The 19,978-nt window shown below is 73.9% G+C and carries 19 protein-coding genes; 8 read left to right on the top strand and 11 right to left on the bottom strand.

Annotation, left to right across the window (positions count from 1 at the left end):
• Window positions 1-3: 3 nt before the first annotated feature.
• From O2V61_RS11005 to O2V61_RS10985, 5 genes are all read right to left on the bottom strand, one after another.
• The gene (locus tag O2V61_RS11005; RefSeq protein WP_269183349.1) at window positions 4-1,053 is read right to left on the bottom strand and encodes an ABC transporter ATP-binding protein; all 1,050 of its coding nucleotides are present in this window, start codon (window positions 1,051-1,053) and stop codon (window positions 4-6) included.
• Complete coding sequence (locus O2V61_RS11000) at window positions 1,050-1,829, bottom strand: ABC transporter permease (protein ID WP_269183348.1); 780 nt, start codon at window positions 1,827-1,829, stop codon at window positions 1,050-1,052. The genes O2V61_RS11005 and O2V61_RS11000 overlap by 4 nt, the downstream gene beginning before the upstream one ends.
• A gap of 62 nt (window positions 1,830-1,891) precedes the next feature.
• Window positions 1,892-2,650, bottom strand: a complete 759-nt coding sequence (gene modA / locus O2V61_RS10995) for a molybdate ABC transporter substrate-binding protein (protein WP_269183347.1) — start codon at window positions 2,648-2,650, stop codon at window positions 1,892-1,894.
• A 68-nt stretch (window positions 2,651-2,718) separates the two neighbouring features.
• Window positions 2,719-3,111: a TOBE domain-containing protein gene (locus tag O2V61_RS10990; RefSeq protein WP_269183346.1), complete on the bottom strand. Its 393-nt coding sequence runs from the start codon at window positions 3,109-3,111 to the stop codon at window positions 2,719-2,721.
• A gap of 66 nt (window positions 3,112-3,177) precedes the next feature.
• Window positions 3,178-3,942, bottom strand: coding sequence for a polyprenol monophosphomannose synthase (locus O2V61_RS10985; protein WP_269183345.1), 765 nt, complete (start codon window positions 3,940-3,942; stop codon window positions 3,178-3,180).
• A 225-nt stretch (window positions 3,943-4,167) separates the two neighbouring features.
• On the opposite strand from O2V61_RS10985, the gene O2V61_RS10980 reads away from it, so the two are divergent.
• From O2V61_RS10980 to O2V61_RS10970, 3 genes are all read left to right on the top strand, one after another.
• On the top strand, window positions 4,168-4,452 hold the full coding sequence (locus tag O2V61_RS10980) for a hypothetical protein (RefSeq protein ID WP_269183344.1): 285 nt from the start codon (window positions 4,168-4,170) through the stop codon (window positions 4,450-4,452).
• A gap of 136 nt (window positions 4,453-4,588) precedes the next feature.
• Window positions 4,589-5,935 (top strand): phospholipid carrier-dependent glycosyltransferase, encoded by a 1,347-nt coding sequence (locus O2V61_RS10975; protein WP_269183343.1) that lies wholly within the window; start codon window positions 4,589-4,591, stop codon window positions 5,933-5,935.
• 103 nt (window positions 5,936-6,038) lie between these two features.
• Window positions 6,039-7,748 carry a RecQ family ATP-dependent DNA helicase gene (locus O2V61_RS10970; protein WP_269183342.1) on the top strand — a complete coding sequence of 570 codons (1,710 nt, stop codon included), beginning with the start codon at window positions 6,039-6,041 and terminating at the stop codon, window positions 7,746-7,748.
• Here the strand turns inward: O2V61_RS10970 and O2V61_RS10965 are convergent.
• Together O2V61_RS10965 and O2V61_RS10960 are read right to left on the bottom strand one after the other, a co-directional pair.
• Entirely contained in the window at window positions 7,745-10,609 is a 2,865-nt protein-coding gene (locus tag O2V61_RS10965; RefSeq protein ID WP_269183341.1) for a PAS domain S-box protein, read from the bottom strand. The genes O2V61_RS10970 and O2V61_RS10965 overlap by 4 nt on opposite strands.
• Window positions 10,610-10,672: 63 nt before the next feature.
• Entirely contained in the window at window positions 10,673-11,323 is a 651-nt protein-coding gene (locus tag O2V61_RS10960; RefSeq protein ID WP_269183340.1) for a flagellar brake protein, read from the bottom strand.
• A gap of 180 nt (window positions 11,324-11,503) precedes the next feature.
• Here O2V61_RS10960 and O2V61_RS10955 point away from each other — a divergent pair, with 180 nt between their 5' ends.
• The 3 genes from O2V61_RS10955 to O2V61_RS10945 all read left to right on the top strand — a co-directional run bounded on the left by O2V61_RS10955 (window position 11,504) and on the right by O2V61_RS10945 (window position 15,081).
• Window positions 11,504-13,153, top strand: coding sequence for a carbamoyltransferase family protein (locus O2V61_RS10955; protein ID WP_269183339.1), 1,650 nt, complete (start codon window positions 11,504-11,506; stop codon window positions 13,151-13,153).
• A gap of 123 nt (window positions 13,154-13,276) precedes the next feature.
• Window positions 13,277-13,738, top strand: a complete 462-nt coding sequence (locus O2V61_RS10950; RefSeq protein ID WP_269183338.1) for a DUF4383 domain-containing protein — start codon at window positions 13,277-13,279, stop codon at window positions 13,736-13,738.
• Window positions 13,739-13,869: 131 nt separating this feature from the next.
• Complete coding sequence (locus O2V61_RS10945) at window positions 13,870-15,081, top strand: acyl-CoA dehydrogenase family protein (RefSeq protein WP_269183337.1); 1,212 nt, start codon at window positions 13,870-13,872, stop codon at window positions 15,079-15,081.
• 37 nt (window positions 15,082-15,118) lie between these two features.
• Here O2V61_RS10945 and O2V61_RS10940 read toward each other — a convergent pair whose 3' ends face one another.
• The 3 genes from O2V61_RS10940 to O2V61_RS10930 all read right to left on the bottom strand — a co-directional run bounded on the left by O2V61_RS10940 (window position 15,119) and on the right by O2V61_RS10930 (window position 17,216).
• Window positions 15,119-15,325: a hypothetical protein gene (locus O2V61_RS10940; RefSeq protein ID WP_269183336.1), complete on the bottom strand. Its 207-nt coding sequence runs from the start codon at window positions 15,323-15,325 to the stop codon at window positions 15,119-15,121.
• Between the two features lie 82 nt (window positions 15,326-15,407).
• Entirely contained in the window at window positions 15,408-15,605 is a 198-nt protein-coding gene (locus tag O2V61_RS10935) for a hypothetical protein (RefSeq protein ID WP_269183335.1), read from the bottom strand.
• A 45-nt stretch (window positions 15,606-15,650) separates the two neighbouring features.
• Window positions 15,651-17,216 carry an aldehyde dehydrogenase family protein gene (locus O2V61_RS10930; protein ID WP_269183334.1) on the bottom strand — a complete coding sequence of 522 codons (1,566 nt, stop codon included), beginning with the start codon at window positions 17,214-17,216 and terminating at the stop codon, window positions 15,651-15,653.
• Window positions 17,217-17,388: 172 nt separating this feature from the next.
• On the opposite strand from O2V61_RS10930, the gene O2V61_RS10925 reads away from it, so the two are divergent.
• Complete coding sequence (locus tag O2V61_RS10925) at window positions 17,389-18,393, top strand: tripartite tricarboxylate transporter substrate binding protein (RefSeq protein ID WP_269183333.1); 1,005 nt, start codon at window positions 17,389-17,391, stop codon at window positions 18,391-18,393.
• 42 nt (window positions 18,394-18,435) lie between these two features.
• Here O2V61_RS10925 and O2V61_RS10920 read toward each other — a convergent pair whose 3' ends face one another.
• The gene (locus O2V61_RS10920; protein ID WP_269183332.1) at window positions 18,436-19,344 is read right to left on the bottom strand and encodes a LysR family transcriptional regulator; all 909 of its coding nucleotides are present in this window, start codon (window positions 19,342-19,344) and stop codon (window positions 18,436-18,438) included.
• A gap of 124 nt (window positions 19,345-19,468) precedes the next feature.
• Between O2V61_RS10920 and O2V61_RS10915 the strand changes: the two genes are divergently transcribed.
• Window positions 19,469-19,978: a tripartite tricarboxylate transporter TctB family protein gene (locus O2V61_RS10915; RefSeq protein ID WP_269183331.1), complete on the top strand. Its 510-nt coding sequence runs from the start codon at window positions 19,469-19,471 to the stop codon at window positions 19,976-19,978.

Below are 19,978 nucleotides of genomic sequence, written 5' to 3'. Positions count from 1 at the left end.
CGGTCACCGGGGGTAGACGGCGACCTCGGAGGCCTTGACCGAGGCCCAGACCTCGGCGCCGCGCGCCAGCCCGAGCTCGGCGAAGGAGGTGGCGGTGACGTCGGCGGTCAGCGCCACCTCCCCGGCCAGGTCGCAGCGCACCACCGAACCGTGCGGCGTGGCCGCGACCAGCCGCAGCGGCCACACGTTGCGTGGGCTGCCGGCCGGGCGGGACAGGTAGAGCGCCACCGACTCGGGCCGGACGGCGACGAAGACCGGGCCGGCGACGTCCTCCGCCACCGCGACCGTGCCGCCGCCGTCCAGCTCGACCGTCGTCCCCGCAGCCGTGCCGGCCAGCAGGACCAGACCGACCAGCCGGGCCACGTAGTCGGTGCGCGGACGCCGGGCGACCTCCGCCGGGGTGCCGGCCTGCACCACCCGACCGTCCTCGACCACCACCACCCGGGTGGCCAGCGCCATCGCGTCGACCGGGTCGTGGGTGACCAGGACGGCGCTGCCGGCGTAGTCGGTGAGGTGCCGGTGCAGCTCGGCCCGCACGGTGAGCCGAGTGCGGGCGTCCAGCGCCGACAGCGGCTCGTCCAGCAGCAGCACGCGCGGCTCCCCCACCAGCGCCCGGGCCAGCGCGGCCCGCTGGGCCTGCCCCCCGGACAGCTGCCCGGGCCGCCGGTCCCCGAGCCCGGTCAGGCTGACCCGGGCCAGCCAGTCGCCGGCGGTCGCCCGGGCGTCGGCCCGCCGGACGCCGCGGGTGCGCAGCCCGAAGGCGACGTTGTCGGTGACGGAGAGGTGCGGGAACAGCAGGTGGTCCTGGAAGACCATGCCCAGCGACCGCTCGTGCGCGGGCCGGTGCTCCTCGGGGGAGTCCCAGACCTGGTCGCCGTCGACGACGACCCGGCCGCCGTCGGGAGGGAGCAGCCCGGCGAGCACCCGCAGGACGGTGGACTTCCCGGCCCCGTTCGGCCCCAGGACGGCGAGCACCTCGCCGTCGGCCACGGTCAGCTCCACGTCCAGCTGGAGCGACCCGCGCCGGACGACGACCCGTGCGGCCAGGCTCACCTGACCGCCCCTCGCCCCAGCCAGCGGTCGCGCAGCAGCAGCAGGGTCGCCAGGGAGACGCCCAGCAGCACCAGGCTCAGCACGATCGCCGCCTCCGGGTCGCGCTGCAGGGTCAGGTAGACCGCCAGCGGCATGGTCTGCGTCGTCCCCGGGAAGTTGCCGGCGAAGGTGATCGTGGCGCCGAACTCCCCCAGGGCCCGCGCCCAGCAGAGGACCGCCCCGGCGGCGACCCCCGGGGCGACCAGGGGGAGGGTGACCCGGCGGAACGTCGTCCAGCGGTCGGCGCCCAGCGTGGCGGCGGCGTCCTCGAACCGGGCGTCGGCGGCGCGCAGCGCGCCCTCCACGCTGATCACCAGGAACGGCATCGCCACGAACGCCTCGGCGATCACGACCGCGGCGGTGGTGAACGGCAGCGAGAAGCCGGTGGCCTCGTACAGCCACCCGCCCACGATCCCCTGCCGGCCCAGCACCAGGAACAGCGCGACCCCGCCGACCACCGGCGGGAGGACCAGCGGCACGGTCACCAGCGCCCGCAGCACCGACCGGCCCCGCAGCTGCGACCGGGCCAGCACCCAGGCCAGCGGGACGCCGAGCACCAGGGAGACGGCGGTGGCCAGCGTGGCCGAGACCAGCGACAGCCGCAGCGCCTCGCCGACGCCCGGGCGGGCGAGCTGCGGGCCGATCTCCGACCACGGCGCGCGGACCAGCAGCCCGAGCAGCGGCAGCACCAGGAACGCCACCCCGAGCAGCGCCGGCACCAGCAGCGGCGCCGGCACCCCGCCGTCCCGCCCTGCTCTCGCCGAGGGCAGAAATGGCCATTTCTGCCCCGGTCGGTGGGTCACGGGAGGCGGAAGCCGGCGTCGGCGAGGGCCCGGCGGCCGGCGTCGGAGCGCACCAGGTCGACGAAGGCCTCCGCCGCCTGCGGGTTCGGGGCGGCCTCGAGCACCATCAGCGGGTACCGGTTGACCACGTCGGCGGCCTCGGCGACGTCGATGCCCTCCACCGTGGAGCCGGCCGCAGCGACGTCGGTGGCGTAGACCAGCGCCGCGTCGACCTCACCGAGCTGCACCTTCGTCAGCGCCGCACGCACGTCCTGCTCCAGGGTGTCCGGCGCCGGCGTCAGGCCGGCGGCGTCGAACACCCGCGCGGCGGCCGCGCCACACGGCACCTCGGTGGCGCACAGGGCGATGGTCCGTCCCGGGTCGGCGAGGTCGGCCAGGCCGGTCACGTCGGCCGGGTTGCCCGCCGGGACGGCGATGACCAGGGTGTTCTCCGCGAAGACGGCGGGGTCCCCGGCACCGAGGTCGGCGACCGCGGCCAGCAGCTCCTCGTCGGCGGAGGCGAGGACGTCGGCCGGTGCACCCTGGGCCACCTGGGTCGCCAGCGCGGAGCTGCCGGCGAAGGTGAACTGCACGTCCAGGCCGGGGTGGTCGGACTCCAGCTGGTCGCCGAGGTCGGTGAAGACGTCGGTCAGCGAGGCCGCCGCGAGGACGGTGAGGGTGCCACCCAGCTCGCCGTCCGTCTCGGTCGCCTGCCCGCTGTCGACCCCGCAACCAGCGAGGACCAGCAGCAGGGCACCGGCCACCGACCGCCTCACGGCACCAGGTCCTCGGCGGTGCACGCTCGCTCCGCTCCTCACTCGCTGGCGCTCGCTGCGATGCTCACTCACGGCACGTCCACGCTGACCTGGGTCGCCTTCACCGTGGCCACCGCCCGGACGCCGGGCTCCAGGCCCAGCTCGTCGGCGGCCTCCCGGGACATGAGCGACACCACCCGGAACGGCCCGGCCTGGATCTCCACCTGCGCCATCACGGTGTCCCGGACCACCCGGGTGACGATCCCGGTGAGCCGGTTGCGGGCCGAGGACGAGCGGGTCGCGCCCGGCTGGGGCGCCTCGTGCAGCTCGGCCGCCACCCGGGCCAGCGCGACGCCGTCGACCTGCGCCGGGCCCCCGCCGCGGGTGGCAGGCAGCCGGTCGCTGTCGATCCAGCGCCGGACCGTGTCGTCACTGACGCCGAGCAGCGCAGCGGCCTCGGCGATCCGGTAGGAGGTGGGCACAGCAGGACCCTAGTTCCGCAGCTGCGGGTGGACAACGGGCGGATGGTCCGCATCCGCGGACCGCAGTCAGGCGGCGATGCGGTGGACCAGCCGCTCGCCACGGCTGGTCGCCGGCCGCGGCGGCGCGGCCACGGGCCGGCGGGAGGTCAGCGACCAGGCGGTGACCCGGACCAGCGCCTCGCGGATGATCCGCGAGCTCATCTTGCTCTCGCCGAACTCCCGGTTCACGAACAGGATCGGCACCTCGACGAGGCGCAGGCCGCGGGCCCACACCTGGCGGGTCATGTCGATCTGGAAGCAGTAGCCGTGGCTCTGCACGGCGTCGAGGTCCAGGCGTTCCAGGGTGTGCCGGCGGAACGCCCGGAACCCCCCGGTCGCGTCGCCCACCGGCAGACGCAGCGCGGCCCGCACGTAGCGGTTCGCGGTGCGGCTCAGCAGCTCCCGGCTGTGCGGCCAGTCGGCGACGGCGCCGCCGGGCACCCACCGGGAGCCCAGCACCGCGTCGGCTCCGCTCAGTGCCGCCAGCAACCGGGGCAGGTCCTGCGGGCGGTGCGACCCGTCGGCGTCCATCTGGGCCACCACGTCGAAGCCCTCGGCCAGGGCCCAGCGGAAGCCGGCGATGTAGGCCGGCCCGATGCCCTCCTTGCCGGGGCGGTGCAGCACGTGCACCCGCGGGTCCTCGGCGGCCAGCCGGTCGGCGAGCTCGCCGGTGCCGTCGGGGCTGTTGTCGTCGATCACCAGGACGTGGACGTCCGGGGCCGCGCGCAGCACGCCGTCGAGCGTGCGGGGGAGGCTCTCCCGCTCCTGGTAGGTGGGGATGCAGACGCACACGGACCGAGGGTTCACGGTCCCGCCATTACCAGTGCCGACCTCTCGAACACCCGTTCTTCAACATCATCTGGGCGACACTCGCCGTTACCGGATCGTTGTGCGATTCATGTGCAGCGGGACAATTCGCCTGCTGTGACCTGATCGTTATGCGCTTTCGGTGTGTGAGGGCGGCGATATGCGGACATGCCTTTGCCCGACCGCTTCCCCCGAACACAGGAGCACCCCATGAACAAGCTCGTCCGCGGCGTCTCTGCCGCCACATTCTCCGGCCTCCTCATCTTCGGCGCCGCCGGCTGCGCCGGGGAGAACGAGGACGACGACGGCACCGTCCAGGTCACCGAGACCGAGGAGCTCACCGAGACCGAGGAGCTCGAGACCGAGGTCACCGAGACCCTCGAGCCCACCGAGACCGAGACCGAGGTCGAGGAAGAGGTCGTCGAGACCGAGACCGAGATCGACACCGAGACCGAGACCGAGTTCGACGTCGACGTCACCGAGACCGAGGGCTGAGTCCCCGACCGACCACTGGGGCACGCGACCAGTGAGCGCAACCGCATCCACGGTCGCGCAGCGAGAGACGGGCGGCGCCTCCGGGCGCCGCCCGTCGTCGGTCCGACGTCTCCCACCGGGGGTCGTGCGGTGGGGCGTGCCGCTGGCGCTGCTGGCCCTGGCCGCCGCCATCCGGTTCTGGGACCTCGGCGACCCGGACCGCCTCTACTTCGACGAGAAGTACTACGCCGTCGACGCCTCCGACTACCTGACCCAGGGTGTCGAGGAGGGCCGCCCGGCCCACCCGCCGATGGGCAAGTGGGTGATCGCCGCAGGCATCGAGCTGTTCGGCGCCACCCCCTTCGGCTGGCGGGCCGGCATGGCCACCGCCGGCTCGCTGACGGTGCTGCTCACCTACCTGAGCGGGCTCCGGCTGTTCCGCCGCACCGCCCCGGCCGCGCTCGCCGCCGTGCTCGTCGCCCTGGACGGCCTGGCGGTGACGTCCAGCCGGATCGCCATGCTCGACGCGGCCCTGGGCCTGTTCGTCGTCGCCACGTTCTGGCTGGTCCTGCTGGACCGGGATGCGCGCACCCGGACCCGCGCGGCCGGTGAGACGCTGCGCCGGTCCTTCCTGGGCTCCCGGTACCGCTGGCTGGCCGGGCTCACGCTCGGGCTCGCGGTGGCCACCAAGTGGACCGGCCTGATCGCCGTCGGCGTCGCCGGTGTGCTGCTGCTCGGCACCGAGCTCAGCGGCCGGGGCGAGACCTTCCGCGCGGCCGCGCGCCGCGCCGGTGCGGTCACCGGCGGGGCGGTGCTGAGCCTGCTGCTGGTCCCCGCCGCCGTCTACGTCGCCAGCTTCGCGGGCTGGTTCGCCAACTACCCCGAGAGCCACGCCGCCCAGCAGGCCTGCGAGGCCGGGGACTGCGGCACCTCACCGGGTGACCGGCTGCAGACGTGGGCGCAGAGCCAGGTCGACCTGGTCGACTACCACCTCGGCCTGGAGGCCAGCCACCCGTACCGGTCGAGCCCGCTCGGCTGGCCCTGGCTGGAGCGGCCGGTGCTGGTCTACGCCGAGAGCTGCACCTCCGCGCAGCAGGAGGCCGAGGAGTGCGAGGTGCCGCCGGACACCCGGGCGCGCATCGTCATGCTCGGCAACCCCGGCCTGTGGTGGCCGGCGCTGCTGGCCTACCCGGTGTTGATCTGGCGCGCGGTCGCCCGCCGGGATCGCGTCGCGGCCACCGTCGGAGTCCCGCTGCTGCTGCTGTGGGCTCCCTGGCTGGCCGCGAACAAGCCCGGCTACTTCTTCTACCTGGTGCCGGTGGTGCCGTTCATCGCCCTGGGCCTGGTCCGTGCGGTGCAGGCGACCCGCCGACCGCGGCTGGCCGGCGGTGTGGTGCTCGCCCTCTCCGTCGCCGGGTTCGCCTTCTTCGCCCCGGTCTGGCTGGGGATCCCACTGGAGTCCGACAGCCTGGACCTGCGCTTCTGGCTCGACTCCTGGAACTGAGCTCGACCCGGGGGAGGTGACGATGCCGAGCCGTCCACGGCAGCGGCCCCGGGCCCGGCCTGCGGGTCGTTTGTCGATCTCGGGCGTCGGGAAGTCGCGGTCGGTGACCCAGACCGCCCGGCGCGCCGCCGACCCGAGGACCACCGCCGGGGGCTCCGCCTCCGTGCGCACCCGCCGGATCCGGGAGACCGCCCGCGAGGTGCTCGGGTTCGAGGAGTTCCGGCCCGGCCAGGAGGACGCCATGAAGGCGGTCGCGGCCGGCCGCGACACGCTCGCCGTGCTGCCCTCGGGGGCGGGCAAGTCCGCGGTCTACACCGTCACCGGGCTGCTGCTCGACGGCCCGGTCGTGATCGTCTCGCCGCTCATCGCGCTGCAGCGCGACCAGGTGCAGCGGCTGGCGGGGCTCGGCGAGGAGCGGGTCGGCCGGGCGGCGGTGCTCAACTCCGGCCTGCCCGCGCTGGAGCACCAGGCGGTGCTGGACGGCGTGCGTGACGGAACGGTCCGCTACTGCTTCCTCGCCCCGGAGCAGCTGGCCAAGCCGGAGGTGGTCGCGGCGCTCCGCACGTCGGCCCCGGCGCTGTTCGTCGTCGACGAGGCGCACTGCGTCTCCGCCTGGGGTCACGACTTCCGCCCGGACTACCTGCGGCTGGGCGGGGTCGTCCAGCAGCTGGGGCACCCGACCGTGCTGGCCCTGACCGCGACCGCCGCGCCACCCGTGCGGGCCGAGATCGTCGAGCGGCTGGAGATGACCGAACCGGAGGTCGTCGTCGCCGGCTTCGACCGGCCGGAGATCCGGCTGGAGGTCGAGCAGCGGGCCGACGCGCACGCCAAGCACACCGCCGTCCTGGACCGGGTGGTCGAGCTGACCGGGCGAGGGAGCGGGATCGTCTACAGCGCCACCCGCCGGAGCACCGAGGAGCTCGCCGACGCCCTCGCCGAGCGCGGGGTCCGTGCCCGGGCGTACCACGCCGGGCTGCGGAAGAGCGACCGCGAGGAGGTGCAGCGGCAGTTCATGGCCGACGAGCTGGACGTCGTCGTCGCGACCACCGCCTTCGGCATGGGCATCGACAAGCCGGAGACCCGGTTCGTCGTGCACGCCGAGCCGGCCGACTCGGTCGACAGCTACTACCAGGAGATCGGCCGGGCCGGGCGCGACGGGGAACCGGCGGTGGCGGTGCTGGTGTACCGCCAGGAGGACCTGGGTCTGCGCCGGTTCTTCGCCGCCGGCGCCCCGGCCGAGGAGGAGCTGCAGCAGGTCGCCGGGCTGGTGCGGGCGGGGGAGGCGGCGGGGATGGACGGCGTCGACGTCCGCGATCTGCGGGAGGAGACCGGCCGCGCCGCGACCCCGCTGGTGCGCGACCTCAACCTGCTGGAGCAGGCGGGCGCCGTCGTCGTGGACGAGGAGGGCACGGCGTCACCGGCTCCGGACGCCCCGCCGGCCGGAGAGGCCGCGGCTGCTGCCCGGGAGCTCGCCGAGCACCACGTCCGGGTGGACGAGAGCCGGGTGGAGATGATGCGCGGCTACGCCGAGACCACCGGTTGCCGGCGGCAGTTCCTGCTCGGCTACTTCGGTGAGCAGCTCGACTCCCCCTGCGGCAACTGCGACAACTGCAGCGCCGGGCTCTCCCAGCAGCAGACCGCCGACGCCGACCACCCGTTCCCGGTGGACCTGCACGTCGAGCACACCGAGTGGGGCCCCGGCGTGGTCATGCGGCACGAGGACGACCGCGTCGTCGTCCTGTTCGAGGAGGTCGGCTACAAGACCCTCGCCCTCCAGACCGTCCTGGACAACCAGCTGCTCGCCCGGGCCTAGTCCGCAGTCGCCTCCGCCAGCAGCCGGCGGAAGTCCGCCAGCCGCACCGGCTTCGTCAGGAAGCCCTGGACTCCTGCCGCGGCGAACGCGGCACGCTGGTCCTCGCCGGTGCTCGCGGTCAGCGCCACGAGCCGGGTGGCACCAGCCGGGCCGGGCAGCGCACGGATGGCCGAAGCTGCCTCCACACCGGACATCCGCGGCATCTGGTTGTCCAGCAGGACCAGGTCGAAGCGCTCCCGCTGGACGGCCGCGACGGCCTCGTCGCCGTCCTCGACGGTGACCACCTCGGCCCCGGCACTGCCCAGCAGGGCAGCGGCGACCATGAGGTTGACCTCGCTGTCGTCTGCGATCAGCACCCTGGGTGGCCGCGCCCCACCCGGCCGTCCCTCGTCGGCAGGGGGCGGCACCGCACCTGCCGCGGACGTCTCCGCCGTCGGCGCGGGCACGGTCCGGGCGAGGGGCAGGTCGACCACGACGACGAACAGCGACCCGCTGCCGGGCGTGCTCTGCACGTCGACCCGGCCGCCCATGAGCTCGACCAGCTGCTGGCTGAGGGCCAGCCCCAGCCCGGTGCCGCCGTAGCGCTGACCCTGGGCGCCCTGGGAGAACGGCTGGAACAGACCGGCCAGCTCCTCGGCGCACATGCCCGCGCCGGTGTCGCGCACCGAGAGACGGAGCTGCACGAGCCCCGCACCGGCCGCGCTGAACTCGACCGCCACGACGACCTGTCCGTGGGCAGTGAACTTGACCGCGTTCCCGACCAGGTTCATGAGCACCTGACGCAGTCGGCCCGGGTCACCCACGAGGAGCTGGTCGGTGGGCGCGTCCAGGACGACCGACAGCCCCTTTCGGGCGGCCACCGGGGTCATCGCCGCGGTCACGTCACGGGCCACGGCGGCGGGGCTGAAGTCCTCACTGGCCAGGTCGACGGCGGTGGTCTCGGCCTTGGACAGGTCCAGGACGTCGTTGAGCAGCCGCAACAGCGCCTCGCCGGAGCGGCGTGCCACGGCCACGTACTCGGCCTGCCTGGCCGTCAGCGGCTCCAGCTCGAGCAGCTCCACGGTGCCCAGCACGCCGTTGAGCGGGGTGCGGATCTCGTGGCTCGCCGCAGCGAGGAAGGCGGTCTTGGCCCGCGTGCTGGCCAGTGCCAGGTCGCGCGCCTCGGTCAGCTCCTGGGCGTGCGCACGCGCCTGGGTGACGTCCTTCAGCGCCACGACCGCGCCGAGCAGTCGCCCACCGCTGTCGTGCATGACCCGGCCGTCCACCGACACGGTGCGCGGCGCCATGCCCTCCGGGGCGATGACCATGGGGACGTCGCGCACCTCCTCCCCGGCCAGTGCCCGGTTCAACGGCACCTGGTCCACGGCGAGCACCGTCTCGCCGTCCTCGGCCCGCAGGTCGTGGCGGGCAGCCCACTCCGCGGGGTCGACACCGGGCTCCTCGGTCCGGCCGTGCAGCTGGTGCGCGGCGCGGTTGAAGGCGGTCAGCCGGCCCTGGGCGTCACAGGCGACGACGCCCACGTCGATGGTCTGCAGGATCGCCGTGGTCAGCGCCGCTCGCCGCTCGGCGTCGTCCCGGGCCGCGCTGAGCGCCGCCTCGCCCGCGACCCGGTCGGTGACGTCCCGCAGGAACGCGTTGTAGCGCCAGCCGTCCCGCCCGCGGCTGCGCCACAGCGTCAGCTCGACGGGCAACTGGCTGCCGTCCCGCCGCTGGCCGGTCACCTGCACCTGCTGACCGAGGATCCGGGCCTCCCCGCCCTCGCGCAGCCGGGCCATGCCGGCGCGGTGCTGCGGACGCAGCTCGGCCGGGACGATGAGGTCGGACAGGTCCCGGCCGATGGCCTCCTCGCGCGACCAGCCGAACGTCGCTGCGGCCGCGGGGTTCCAGTCGACCACGGTGTCGTGCTCGTCGACGGAGACCAGCGCATCGGCGCAGGTCTCCACGAGTCCTGCTGCCTGCTCGGCGACCTGGGCGAGCTCCTGGGCCGCGCGCACCCGCTCGGTGACGTCCCGGGCGGCCGAGTGCACCTCGAGCACGGTGCCGTGGTCGTCCAGGATCGGCGCCAGCCGCGCCTCCAGCCAGCGCACCGACCGGTCCGCGTGCCTGGCCCGGAAGAGCACGGCGGAGCTGCGCCCCCCGGCCAGGACACGCCGGGCGGCGTCCTGCACGTCCGGCAGGTCGTCGGGCTCGATGCGCAGGAGGTCGGCGACACGACCACCGGCGACCGGCTCGTGCCCGAGCACGTTCCGCAGCGACGGCGACACGTAGTGGACGGTGCCGTCCGGCGAGTGGCGGCACAGCACGTCGGCCGACCCCTCGGCCACGAGCCGGAAGAGCGCTGCCTGCCCGGCCGACTCCCGCGCCTGGTGCGCCTGTTCGATGAGGACGGCGGCCTGTCGGGCGAGGTCGGCCAGCGCGTCCAGCTGGGCCGGGCGCAGGTACCCGGGCTCGTCGGCGAAGACGCAGAGCGAACCGATGACCCCGCCCCCGGTGAGCACGATCGGCGCCGAGGCGTAGAAGCGGATGTCCGCGATCCGGCCGTCGACCCACGGGTTGCCGGCGAAGGCCGGCTCCTGGGTCGCGTCCGGGATGTGGCGCAGGCCCGGCCGGCGGAGGCCGACGGCGCACATCGAGTCGGCGACGTCGGTGGACCTGCCGGCGAAGCCGACCTCACCGACCTGGTGCTGGAAGTTCTCGTCGAGCAGGTTCACCACGGCCACGGGCGTGCCGCACAGCGCTGCGGCCACCCGGGTGAGGGCCTGCAGCTGCTCGACCGGGGCGTGCTCGGGCAGGCCGTGGGCCTTCAGCAGGTCCGCGCCGCCGGGGACGAGCGGAGCCGAGGGGACCGGAGAGAGAGGCACCCGGTCTCCATCGGCGCGGCAGGGGTGTTCCTGGAGCGCTGGCCCCGAGGACCCCGCCCCTGGTCAAGGGAGGCCGCGACGGCGCCGCTCGCGCAGCTCGGCGAAGACCAGCGCCCGGATGCGGTCCTCGTGCCGTTCGCCGAGCCCGATGAACCGCAGGGACAGCTGGGTGCGCTCGCCGGCCAGCGGCAGCGTGCGCACGACCTCGGCCTCGGTCCGGATCAGCTCCCCGCCCAGCTCCAGGCCCACCGTCACGACGGAGCCCACCGCGATCCGCACACCGGCGCGCGAGGCGACGGCGCAGCGGCAGCCGCCCTCGCTCACGTCGAGGGTCGCGCCGGTGAGCTCTCCCCCGGGGAGGGTCACGCACACCGGGAGGACCAGCGGACTGCGCACCGCGTCGCGGCGCTGGGCCCGCACGGTGGGCCCTGTCGGCCGGACCTCCCACAGCGGTTCGGGACCGCCCAGCCGGACCGCCAGGAACTCCACCGGCAGCGCCCGGAGCCCGTCCGGCCCCTTCCAGACGACGGTCAGCGCCTCGTCCGCGGCCGGCCGCACCGGTCGCCGTTCGTCGTCCTGGCCGGCGACCAGCACCAGCTGCTCCGGGCTGCTCTCCCGGACCCAGCTGATGAGGGGGGCCGCGTGCGCCGCCACCTCCAGGTCCACGACCGTGTTGACCTCCGGGAGGTCGCTCCCCGAGCCAGCTGCCGTCATCGCCTCTCCCCCGCGCTCCGGAGGCCGTCCGCTCAGGCCTCGGCCAGCACATCGGCAGGTCGCCGCCCCACCTCGACCACCGGGGACGTGATCCGGGCGGCTCACCGTGCGGCGACCGGCCCCCGGCGTGATCATCGACGTGGACCGGGCCGCTGGAACCCGGCCGGGAGGAGTGCGCACGTGAAGGTCCTGGGCATCAACGCGATCTACCACGACCCGTCGGCGGCGCTGGTCGTCGACGGGCGGGTCGTCGCTGCGGCGGAGGAGGAGCGGTTCAGCCGGCGCAAGCACGGCAAGCGCCCGCTCCCCTGGAGCGCCTGGGAGCTGCCCGAGCTGTCCGCGGCCTGGTGCCTGCGGGAGGCCGGCGTCCGCCCCGAAGAGCTGGACGCGGTCGCCTACTCCTTCGACCCGGCGCTGATGGGCACCCCGGAGGAGTCCGGGCTGTTCGACGACGGCGACGTGATGCGCAAGAAGTACGCCGAGATGGCCCCGGACTTCCTGGCGCACGCCCTGCCCGGGCTCGACCCGGCCAAGGTCCGCTTCGTGAAGCACCACGTGGCGCACGCGGCCTCGGCCGGCCTGGGCGCCCCGCAGCGGGACAACGCGGTGCTGGTGCTCGACGGCCGAGGTGAGGCGCACAGCCACCTGGCGGGCCGCTACGTCGACGGCCAGCTCGAGGTGCTCGCCGGTCAGGCGCTGCCGCACTCCCTCGGTCTGATGTACGAGGACCTCACCGACCACCTGGGCTTCCTGCGCAGCTCCGACGAGTTCAAGGTCATGGCGATGGCCAGCTACGGCAAGCCGCGGTTCGTCGGCGACCTGACCGAGCTGATCCGGGCGACCGACGACGGCGGCTTCCGCACCGAGCCGATCGACTACAGCGAGTTCGCCCCGCGCCTGGGCAAGGGCGACGCCTGGACCTCCGACCACGCCGACCTGGCCGCCAGCGTCCAGCAGCGGCTGGAGGAGGTGCTGATCGACCTGGCCCGCTGGGTGCACGAGCAGACCGGCGAGAAGACGCTCACCCTGGCCGGCGGCACCGCGCTGAACTGCGTGGCCAACACCCGCATCCTGGCCGAGAGCCCGTTCGAGCAGGTCTGGGTGCAGCCGGCCGCCGGGGACTCCGGGACGGCGCTGGGTGCCGCCCTGCACGTGGCCCGCGAGCTCGGCGAGGACACCCAGCCGATGCCCGGCGCCGCGCTCGGGCGGGGCTGGTCCGACGACGAGATCGAGCAGGTGCTGATCACCGCGGCCATCGACTACGAGCGCCCGGACGACGTGGCCGAGGCCGTGGCCGAGGTGCTGGCCGACAACGGCATCGTCGCCTGGTTCCAGGGCCGCAGCGAGTACGGCCCGCGGGCGCTGGGCCACCGGTCGCTCATCGCCCACCCCGGCTTCGAGGCCAACCTGGAGCGGATGAACGACGTCAAGGGCCGGGAGCAGTTCCGCCCGGTGGCCCCCATGGTCCTGCTGGAGCGGGCGCCGGAGATCTTCAGCCGCGGGCCGATCCCCTCGCCGTACATGCTCTTCGTGCACGACGTGGCCCCCGAGTGGCGGGAGCGCATCCCCACGGTCACCCACGTCGACGGGACGGCGCGGATCCAGACGATCGACCCGGCGGAGTCCCCGCTGGTGCACCGGATGATCTCGGCGTTCGAGCGGCGCACCGGGCTGCCGGTGGTGGTCAACACCAGCCTGAACACCGCCGGCCGGCCGATGGTCGACGACCCGCGGGACGCGCTGGAGTGCTTCGGCTCGGCCCCGGTCGATCTGCTCGCGATCGGCCCCTTCGTCGTCCGGCGGCCGAAGGCGACACCCCGCCCGGCCTGAGATGACAGTTCGGCAACGGCCGCCACCCGATCGGGTGGCGGCCGTTTTCGTGCCGGGAACCTGGGAACCGGCTGTGCAGGCCCGCTGAGCACCTGGCGGGCGCAAGCACAGAGGGAGGCACCCATGTCCACTGCAGACCTGCCCGGCGCCGGCCGCCGAGGCATGACCTGGCCGCAGATGCTCGCCCTGGCGATCGGTGTCGTCTACACGCTCGTCGGGATCGTCGGCTTCTTCATCACCGGCTTCGACGACTTCGCCGCGCGCACCGACGAGACGATCCTCGGGTTCGGCATCAACCCGCTGCACAACATCGTGCACCTGGTCATCGGCCTGGCCGGCATCGCGCTGGCCAGCAAGCTGAGCACCGCCCGCGTGTACGGCTGGCTGCTGGCCGTCGGTTACGGGGCGGCTTTCGTCTACGGCCTGTTCGCCGCAGGCGAGGACGAGCCGCTGAACTTCCTCAGCATCAACTGGGCGGACAACTGGCTGCACCTGGCCAGCGTCATCGCCGGCCTGGCCATCGCGCTGGGCCCGGTGAAGACCGTGGACACCGCCCGCGGCTCGGACCAGTCCCTGCGTCGCTGACGTCGGGCGAGCCGCACACCGGCGCGACCACGACCGCCCGGACACCGCCCGGTGTCCGGGCGGTCGTGCGTCTGGCACCGGGTGCCAGACCCCGGTGCGTCGTACGTCACGTCCGGCGCTAACGTCCGTCCATGGACTTCACCCTCTCCGCCAAGGCCGAGGACGTCAGTGGCCGGATGTGGGACTTCATGCGGGAGCAGGTCTTCCCCGCTGAGCCCGTGTACGAGGAGTGGCGCGCCGCGCGCGGCCACGACGACCACGCCCACCCACCCGTCCTGGAGGACCTCAAGGCCGAGGCCCGCACGCGCGGCCTGTGGAACCTCTTCCACCACGAGCTCGGGGGCATGACCAACCTCGAGTACGCCTCGATCGCCGAGATCATGGGCTGGTCGCCGACCATCGCGCCGGAGGTGACCAACTGCGGGGCCCCGGACACCGGGAACATGGAGACCCTCATGCTCTTCGGCACCGAGGAGCAGAAGGCCCGCTGGCTCACCCCGCTGCTGGAGGGCGAGATCCGCTCCGGCTTCGCCATGACCGAACCGGACGTCGCCAGCTCCGACGCCCGCAACATCCAGACCTCGATCGTCCGCGACGGCGACGAGTACGTCATCAACGGCCGCAAGTGGTGGACCAGCGGCGCCGCCGACGAGCGCTGCGAGATCTTCATCCTGATGGGCAAGACCGACCCGGACGGGCCGGCGCACCGCCAGCAGTCGATGGTGCTGGTGCCGCGCGACACCCCTGGCCTGGAGATCGTCCGGCACCTGCCGGTGTTCGGGTACCAGGACCAGCACGGCCACTCGGAGCTGCGGTTCACCGACGTCCGGGTACCGGTGGGCAACATCCTCTCCGGCGAGGGCGACGGCTTCATGATCGCCCAGGCCCGGCTCGGCCCCGGCCGCATCCACCACTGCATGCGCGCCATCGGCATGGCCGAACGGGCGCTGGCGCTGATGGTGGAGCGGGCGAAGTCCCGGGTCGCCTTCGGCCGGCCGCTGGCCGAGCAGGGCACCGTGCGGGAGTCGATCGCGCTCTCCCGGATCGAGATCGACCAGGCCCGGCTCTACGTGCTGCAGACCGCCGACCTCATCGACCGGTTCGGGGCCAAGGGCGCCCGCACCGAGATCTCCGCGATCAAGGTCGCCGCACCGCGGGTGGCCCTCGACGTCATCGACCGGGCGATCCAGATCCACGGGGGTGCCGGGGTCAGCGGCGACACCGTGCTGGCCCGGTTCTACGCCAGCGCGCGCACCCTGCGGATCGTCGACGGCCCCGACGCCGTCCACATCCGTGGCGTCGCCAAGGAGGAACTGGCCCGCGAGCGCCCCTTCGCCGGCTGAGGCCGGTGGGCCCGCCGCTCGCCGGCGGGCCCCCCGGTCACGGGGCCAGCGTGCCCCCGAACGAGCCGCCGGCCAGCTTGGCCATCAGCTGGGTCCGGTCGAGCCCCGCCGCGGCCAGCGCGTCGCCGTCCCGGTCGGTGTCGATCTGCTCCGGCAGGTCTGACTCCACCGTGTCCGCGGTGTCGTTGTCCCCCTCGGTGCGCAGCACCTGGACCAACTGTTCCCGGCTGATCTGCACGGCCACCTCCACTGCTCGACGTGTCGTGAGTCACAGTGCCGGGTGCCGGCCGAGAACGCCAGACGATCGGCGCCTGCCGCGGTGCGGGTCAGCGCTGCTGCGCCCTGCGTACCAGGAGGCCGCCCACCGCCGCCACCACCAGGCCCACCACCACCTGGGCGATGCCGATCCCGCCGCGGTCGCTGCCGAACCAGGTGACACTGGAGACCAGCAGGACGGCGGCGACCGCCAGCAGGAACAGGCCGATCAGCCGCTCTCGGGGGGCCCGCGGCTCCGGTGACGTCATGCCCCCGACCCTCTCAGACCCGGTCGGGGAGCTGCGCGAGGCGGCTCAGATGGCGGCGGGGTACCGGGAGTGCTCGGGGAAGTTGCCGTAGAGCAGCTCGTTCTCCGCACCCTGGGTGACGGCCTGCACCAACAGCTCCCCGCCGACGAAGCAGCCCAGCCAGGACGCGCCCCGGCCACCGAACGGCTCGGCCCGGTCGCCACGGGAACGGGGCTTGTTGATCCCCACCTTGAACGCCTGCACCTCCCGGGCCAGCCGGCGGGCCTTGTCCTCGTCGTCGCAGGCCAGGCTGGCGACCAGGGCGCCGTTGGAGGCGTTCATCTGGGCCAGCAGCTCCGCCTCGGAGTCGACGACGACGATCGTGTCGATCGGCCCGAACGGCTCGGCGTGCATGAGGGAGCTGGCGCCGGCGGGGGAGAGCAGCGCTGCGGGGGCCACGTAGGCCGAGGTGTCCTGCCCGGTGATGAACCGGCCGTCGGCGACGCTGCCCCGGTACAGCGGGACGGCGCCGCGGTGCATCGCGTCGTCCACCTGGCGGCCCAGCTCCTGGGCCTTGGCCGCGCTGATCACCGGGCCGAAGTCCAGCGTCGGGAGGTCGTCGCCGTCGGCCGCGACGGCCAGCGGGTGGCCGAACCGCAGCGACTGCACCAGCGGCAGGTAGGTGGCGAGGAACTGGTCGACCAGCTCCCGCTGGACGACGTAGCGCGGGTACGCGGTGCACCGCTGCTTGCCGTACTCGAAGCCCTTCTTCAGGTGGGCGGCCAGCCCGGCCCAGTCGGAGAACTCCCAGATCCCCCAGGCGTTGAGGCCCTCCTGCTCGAGCATGTGCCGCTTCCCGGTGTCCAGCAGGTCGGCGGCGACCTTGCCGCCGTTCGAGCGGCCGCCCACGAACGCCAGCGCGCCGATCTCCGGGGAGCGCACCAGCACCGACGACAGCTCGGCCCCGCCGCCGGAGAGCAGGGTGACCGGCAGCCCCGCGCGGGCCATCAGCGCGTGGGCCAGGGTCAGGCAGGCGGCGCCGCCCTGGGACGGCGTCTTGGCCAGCACCGCGTTGCCGGCCAGCAGCTGCACCAGCTCGGCGTGCACCAGCACCGACATCGGGTAGTTCCAGCTGGCGATGTTGGACACCGGGCCGGCCAGCGGGGCGCGGTCGCCGAGCATGGTGTCGATCTCCTCGACGTACCAGCGCACGCCGTCCAGCGCCCGGTCGACGTCGGCGCAGGCCAGCTTCCACGGCTTGCCGATCTCCCAGGCCAGCAGCAGGGCCAGCTCGTCGCGGGCCGCGGCCATCGCGTCGACGGCCGCGGTGACCCGGGCCTTGCGCTCGGCCAGCGGGGTCTGCGCCCACTCGCGGTGGGCAGCGGCCGCGGCCAGCACGGCGTGCTGCGCCTCGCCGGCCGACAGTCGGGGGAGACCGATGAGCTTGGTGCCGTCGACCGGGGTGACCAGCGGCTCAGGGTTGCCGATCGGCCGCCAGGCGCCGTCCACCAGGTTGTGCAGCCGGTCGGTGCCGAACGCCTCGGGGGCCAGCTCCGCGGCGCGGCCGAGGACCGCGGCCCACTCCGTGCCGGGCTTGACGTGCAGGGCGGGGGGCGACGACGCGGCGGCCATGTCGGCACTCTGCCAGTCGTCTTGGACGTCTGGCGAGTGAACTGGCTCACAACGCCGCCGGGATCGTTGCCCGACCGTGATCCAGCAGCTGGGCGACCACACGTGCGGCGGGGCACAGTGATCGACGCCACTGCCTTCGCAGGCAATCCCGCGCACACGACGGAGGTAACCGATGCAACGACGCCGGCTCACCCTTCCCGCACTCCTCGCCGCTTCCGCGCTCACCCTGGCCGGGTGCGGCGGCACCGAGGACGAGCCCGCGACGGGAGGTGGCGGGGACGATGCCGCGGCGGCGGACTACCCGACGGACGACATCACCCTCTACGTGCCCTACGCCGCGGGCGGCCCGACCGACCTGGCCGCGCGGACGATCGGCGACTGCCTGGGCACGGAGTTCGGGCAGACCGTCGTGGTGGAGAACCGTCCCGGCGCGTCCGGGTCCCTCGGCATGCAGGCGATGCTGGCCGGTGGCAACGACGGCTACAGCCTGTCGCTGATCGCCGTCCCGGCCACCGCGACCAACCCGCTCCAGCAGGACGTCGGCTACACCAACGAGGACTACGTCCCGATCGCCGCCGTGACCGAGATCCCCTCCGTCCTCGCGGTTGGCGCGGACTCCGAGTACGCCGACGCCGAGGCGTTCTTCGCGGCCGCCGAGGCGAACCCCGGCCAGCTCAACGTGGGCGTCCCCGGGGCGACTACGTCCCAGGCGATGGAGCTGCAGCGGCTGGCCGAGGAGTACGACGTCCAGGTGACCGCGGTGCCGTTCACCGGGAACGCCGAGATGACCACGGCCCTGCTCGGCGGCAACGTGGACGCCATCTTCATCAACGCCTCGGAGGACGTGCTGGCGAACATCGACGCCGGCGAGTTCGTGCCGCTGGCGGTGAGCCCCGCCGAGCAGGTCGACTACCTGGAGGGCGTGCCCACGCTCGCCGAGTCCGGCTATGAGGAGCTGACCAACAGCGTGTCGGTGTTCGGTCTCGCGGCCCCGGCCGGCACGCCCGAGGACGTGGTCCAGACGCTGGAGACGACGGTGAGCGACTGCCTGGAGCAGCCCGAGGTGTCCGACCAGCTCGGCGAGGAGTACGTGCCCGACGAGTTCATCGGCACGGACGCCTTCGCCGACCGGATCGACGAGATCGTCGAGACGTACGGCCCCATCCTGCAGGAGTGAGCCCTGGTGGCCGGCGCCGTCCGCAGCTGGGGACGGCGTCGGTCACCGATCACCGGGTGGCGGGCTGGGCAGGACGTCCTCGGCGGTGGCCAGGAAACCGGCCAGCACCGGGGAGGGGTCCTCCCGCCGCCAGGCCAGCGCGATCGGCACCCGCACGTCGACCCCGCCGGCGATCGGGCGGAAGACCACGCCCTCCAGCTGGAGCCGCTCGGCCGAGGCGGGCATCAGCGTCACGCCGACCGCGGCGCCGACCAGGGCGACCACGGTGTGCGTGTCCGGGGCCTCCTGCACCACCCGCGGGGTGAACCCGGCGGAGAAGCAGGCGTGCACCGCTGCGTCGCGCAGCGCCGAGCCGTGCCGTGAGGGGTAGGTGACGAAGGGCTCGCCGGACAGGTCCGCCAGGTCCACGGCGTCCGCGCCGGCGAGGGGGTGGTCCAGCGGCAGCACCGCCATCAGCGGCTCGTTGAGGATGACCCGGCTGGCCAGCGGTCCGTCGGGCACGGGTGCCCGGAGGAAGCCGACGTCGATCCGCCCGTCCAGCAGCGAGCTGACCTGGGTGCCGCTGAACACCGCCGGGTGCAGGTCCAGCCGCACCAGCGGGTAACGCAGCCGGTAGGCACGGGCCATCCGCGGGAGCAGCCGCCAGGTGATCGCGCCGGTCACCCCGACCCGGATCTCGCCACGCGCACCCCGCTCCGTCGCCAGCACCGACTCCCGCGCCCGGTCGACCTCGGCCAGCACCCGGTGCACGTGCTCCAGGAAGACCACGCCCGCCGCGGTCAGCCGCACCTGCCGGGTGGTCCGTTCCAGCAGCAGCGTGCCGACGTCCTGCTCGAGGTGCTTGATCTGCTGGCTGAGCGCCGGCTGGGCGGTGTGCAGCCGCAGCGCCGCCCGCCCGAAGTGCAGCTCCTCGGCCACGGCGGCGAACGCGCGCAGGTGTCGCAGCTCCATCGGACTCCTCCACCACTCATGCACCGCCGCTCTGGATCAGCGGGTCATTCCGTATTGGACCACTCTCAAAGCCGGCTCTAGTGTCCTGGCTCACACGCGGCGTCAACGAGGACGAGGTGAGCACGTGCCCGGCTCGACATCGGCGTCCGGCGCCCCCACCGAGGGGACGGCGGACCGGGGGCACCGGTGGCGGCAGCTGCACCGGGTCGCGCCACTGCTGCTCCTCGCCCTCGGGGTCGTCGCGATCATCGGCTCCCGCGGGCTCGGCCTGGGCGAGCTGACCGCACCGGGGCCGGGACTGTGGCCCTTCATCGTCTCGCTGCTGCTGACCGGCACCGCGGCCGTGCTGGTCCTCCTCGACCCGGCCGAGGACTACGAGCCGTGGACCCGCGGCACGGTGCGGATCATCGCCGGGCTGGTCAGCCTCGGGGTCTTCATCCTGCTGTTCCAGGCCTTCGGGTTCGTCGTCTCGGCGTTCCTGATGCTGGTGCTGTGGCTGAAGGTCTTCGGGGGTGAGTCCTGGCGGCTGACCCTGGTCCTCGCCGCCAGCGGCACCACCGTCATGTACCTGCTGTTCGTGGAGCTGCTCGGGGTGCCCTTCCCCGACGGCCTCGTCGACGTGATCGGGGGCTGA

This window comes from Modestobacter sp. VKM Ac-2985, assembly GCF_026967925.1.
Lineage (GTDB): Bacteria > Actinomycetota > Actinomycetes > Mycobacteriales > Geodermatophilaceae > Modestobacter.
The sequence above is the reverse complement of the archived record's forward strand: the minus strand, read 5'-3'. Positions and strand labels throughout refer to the sequence as shown.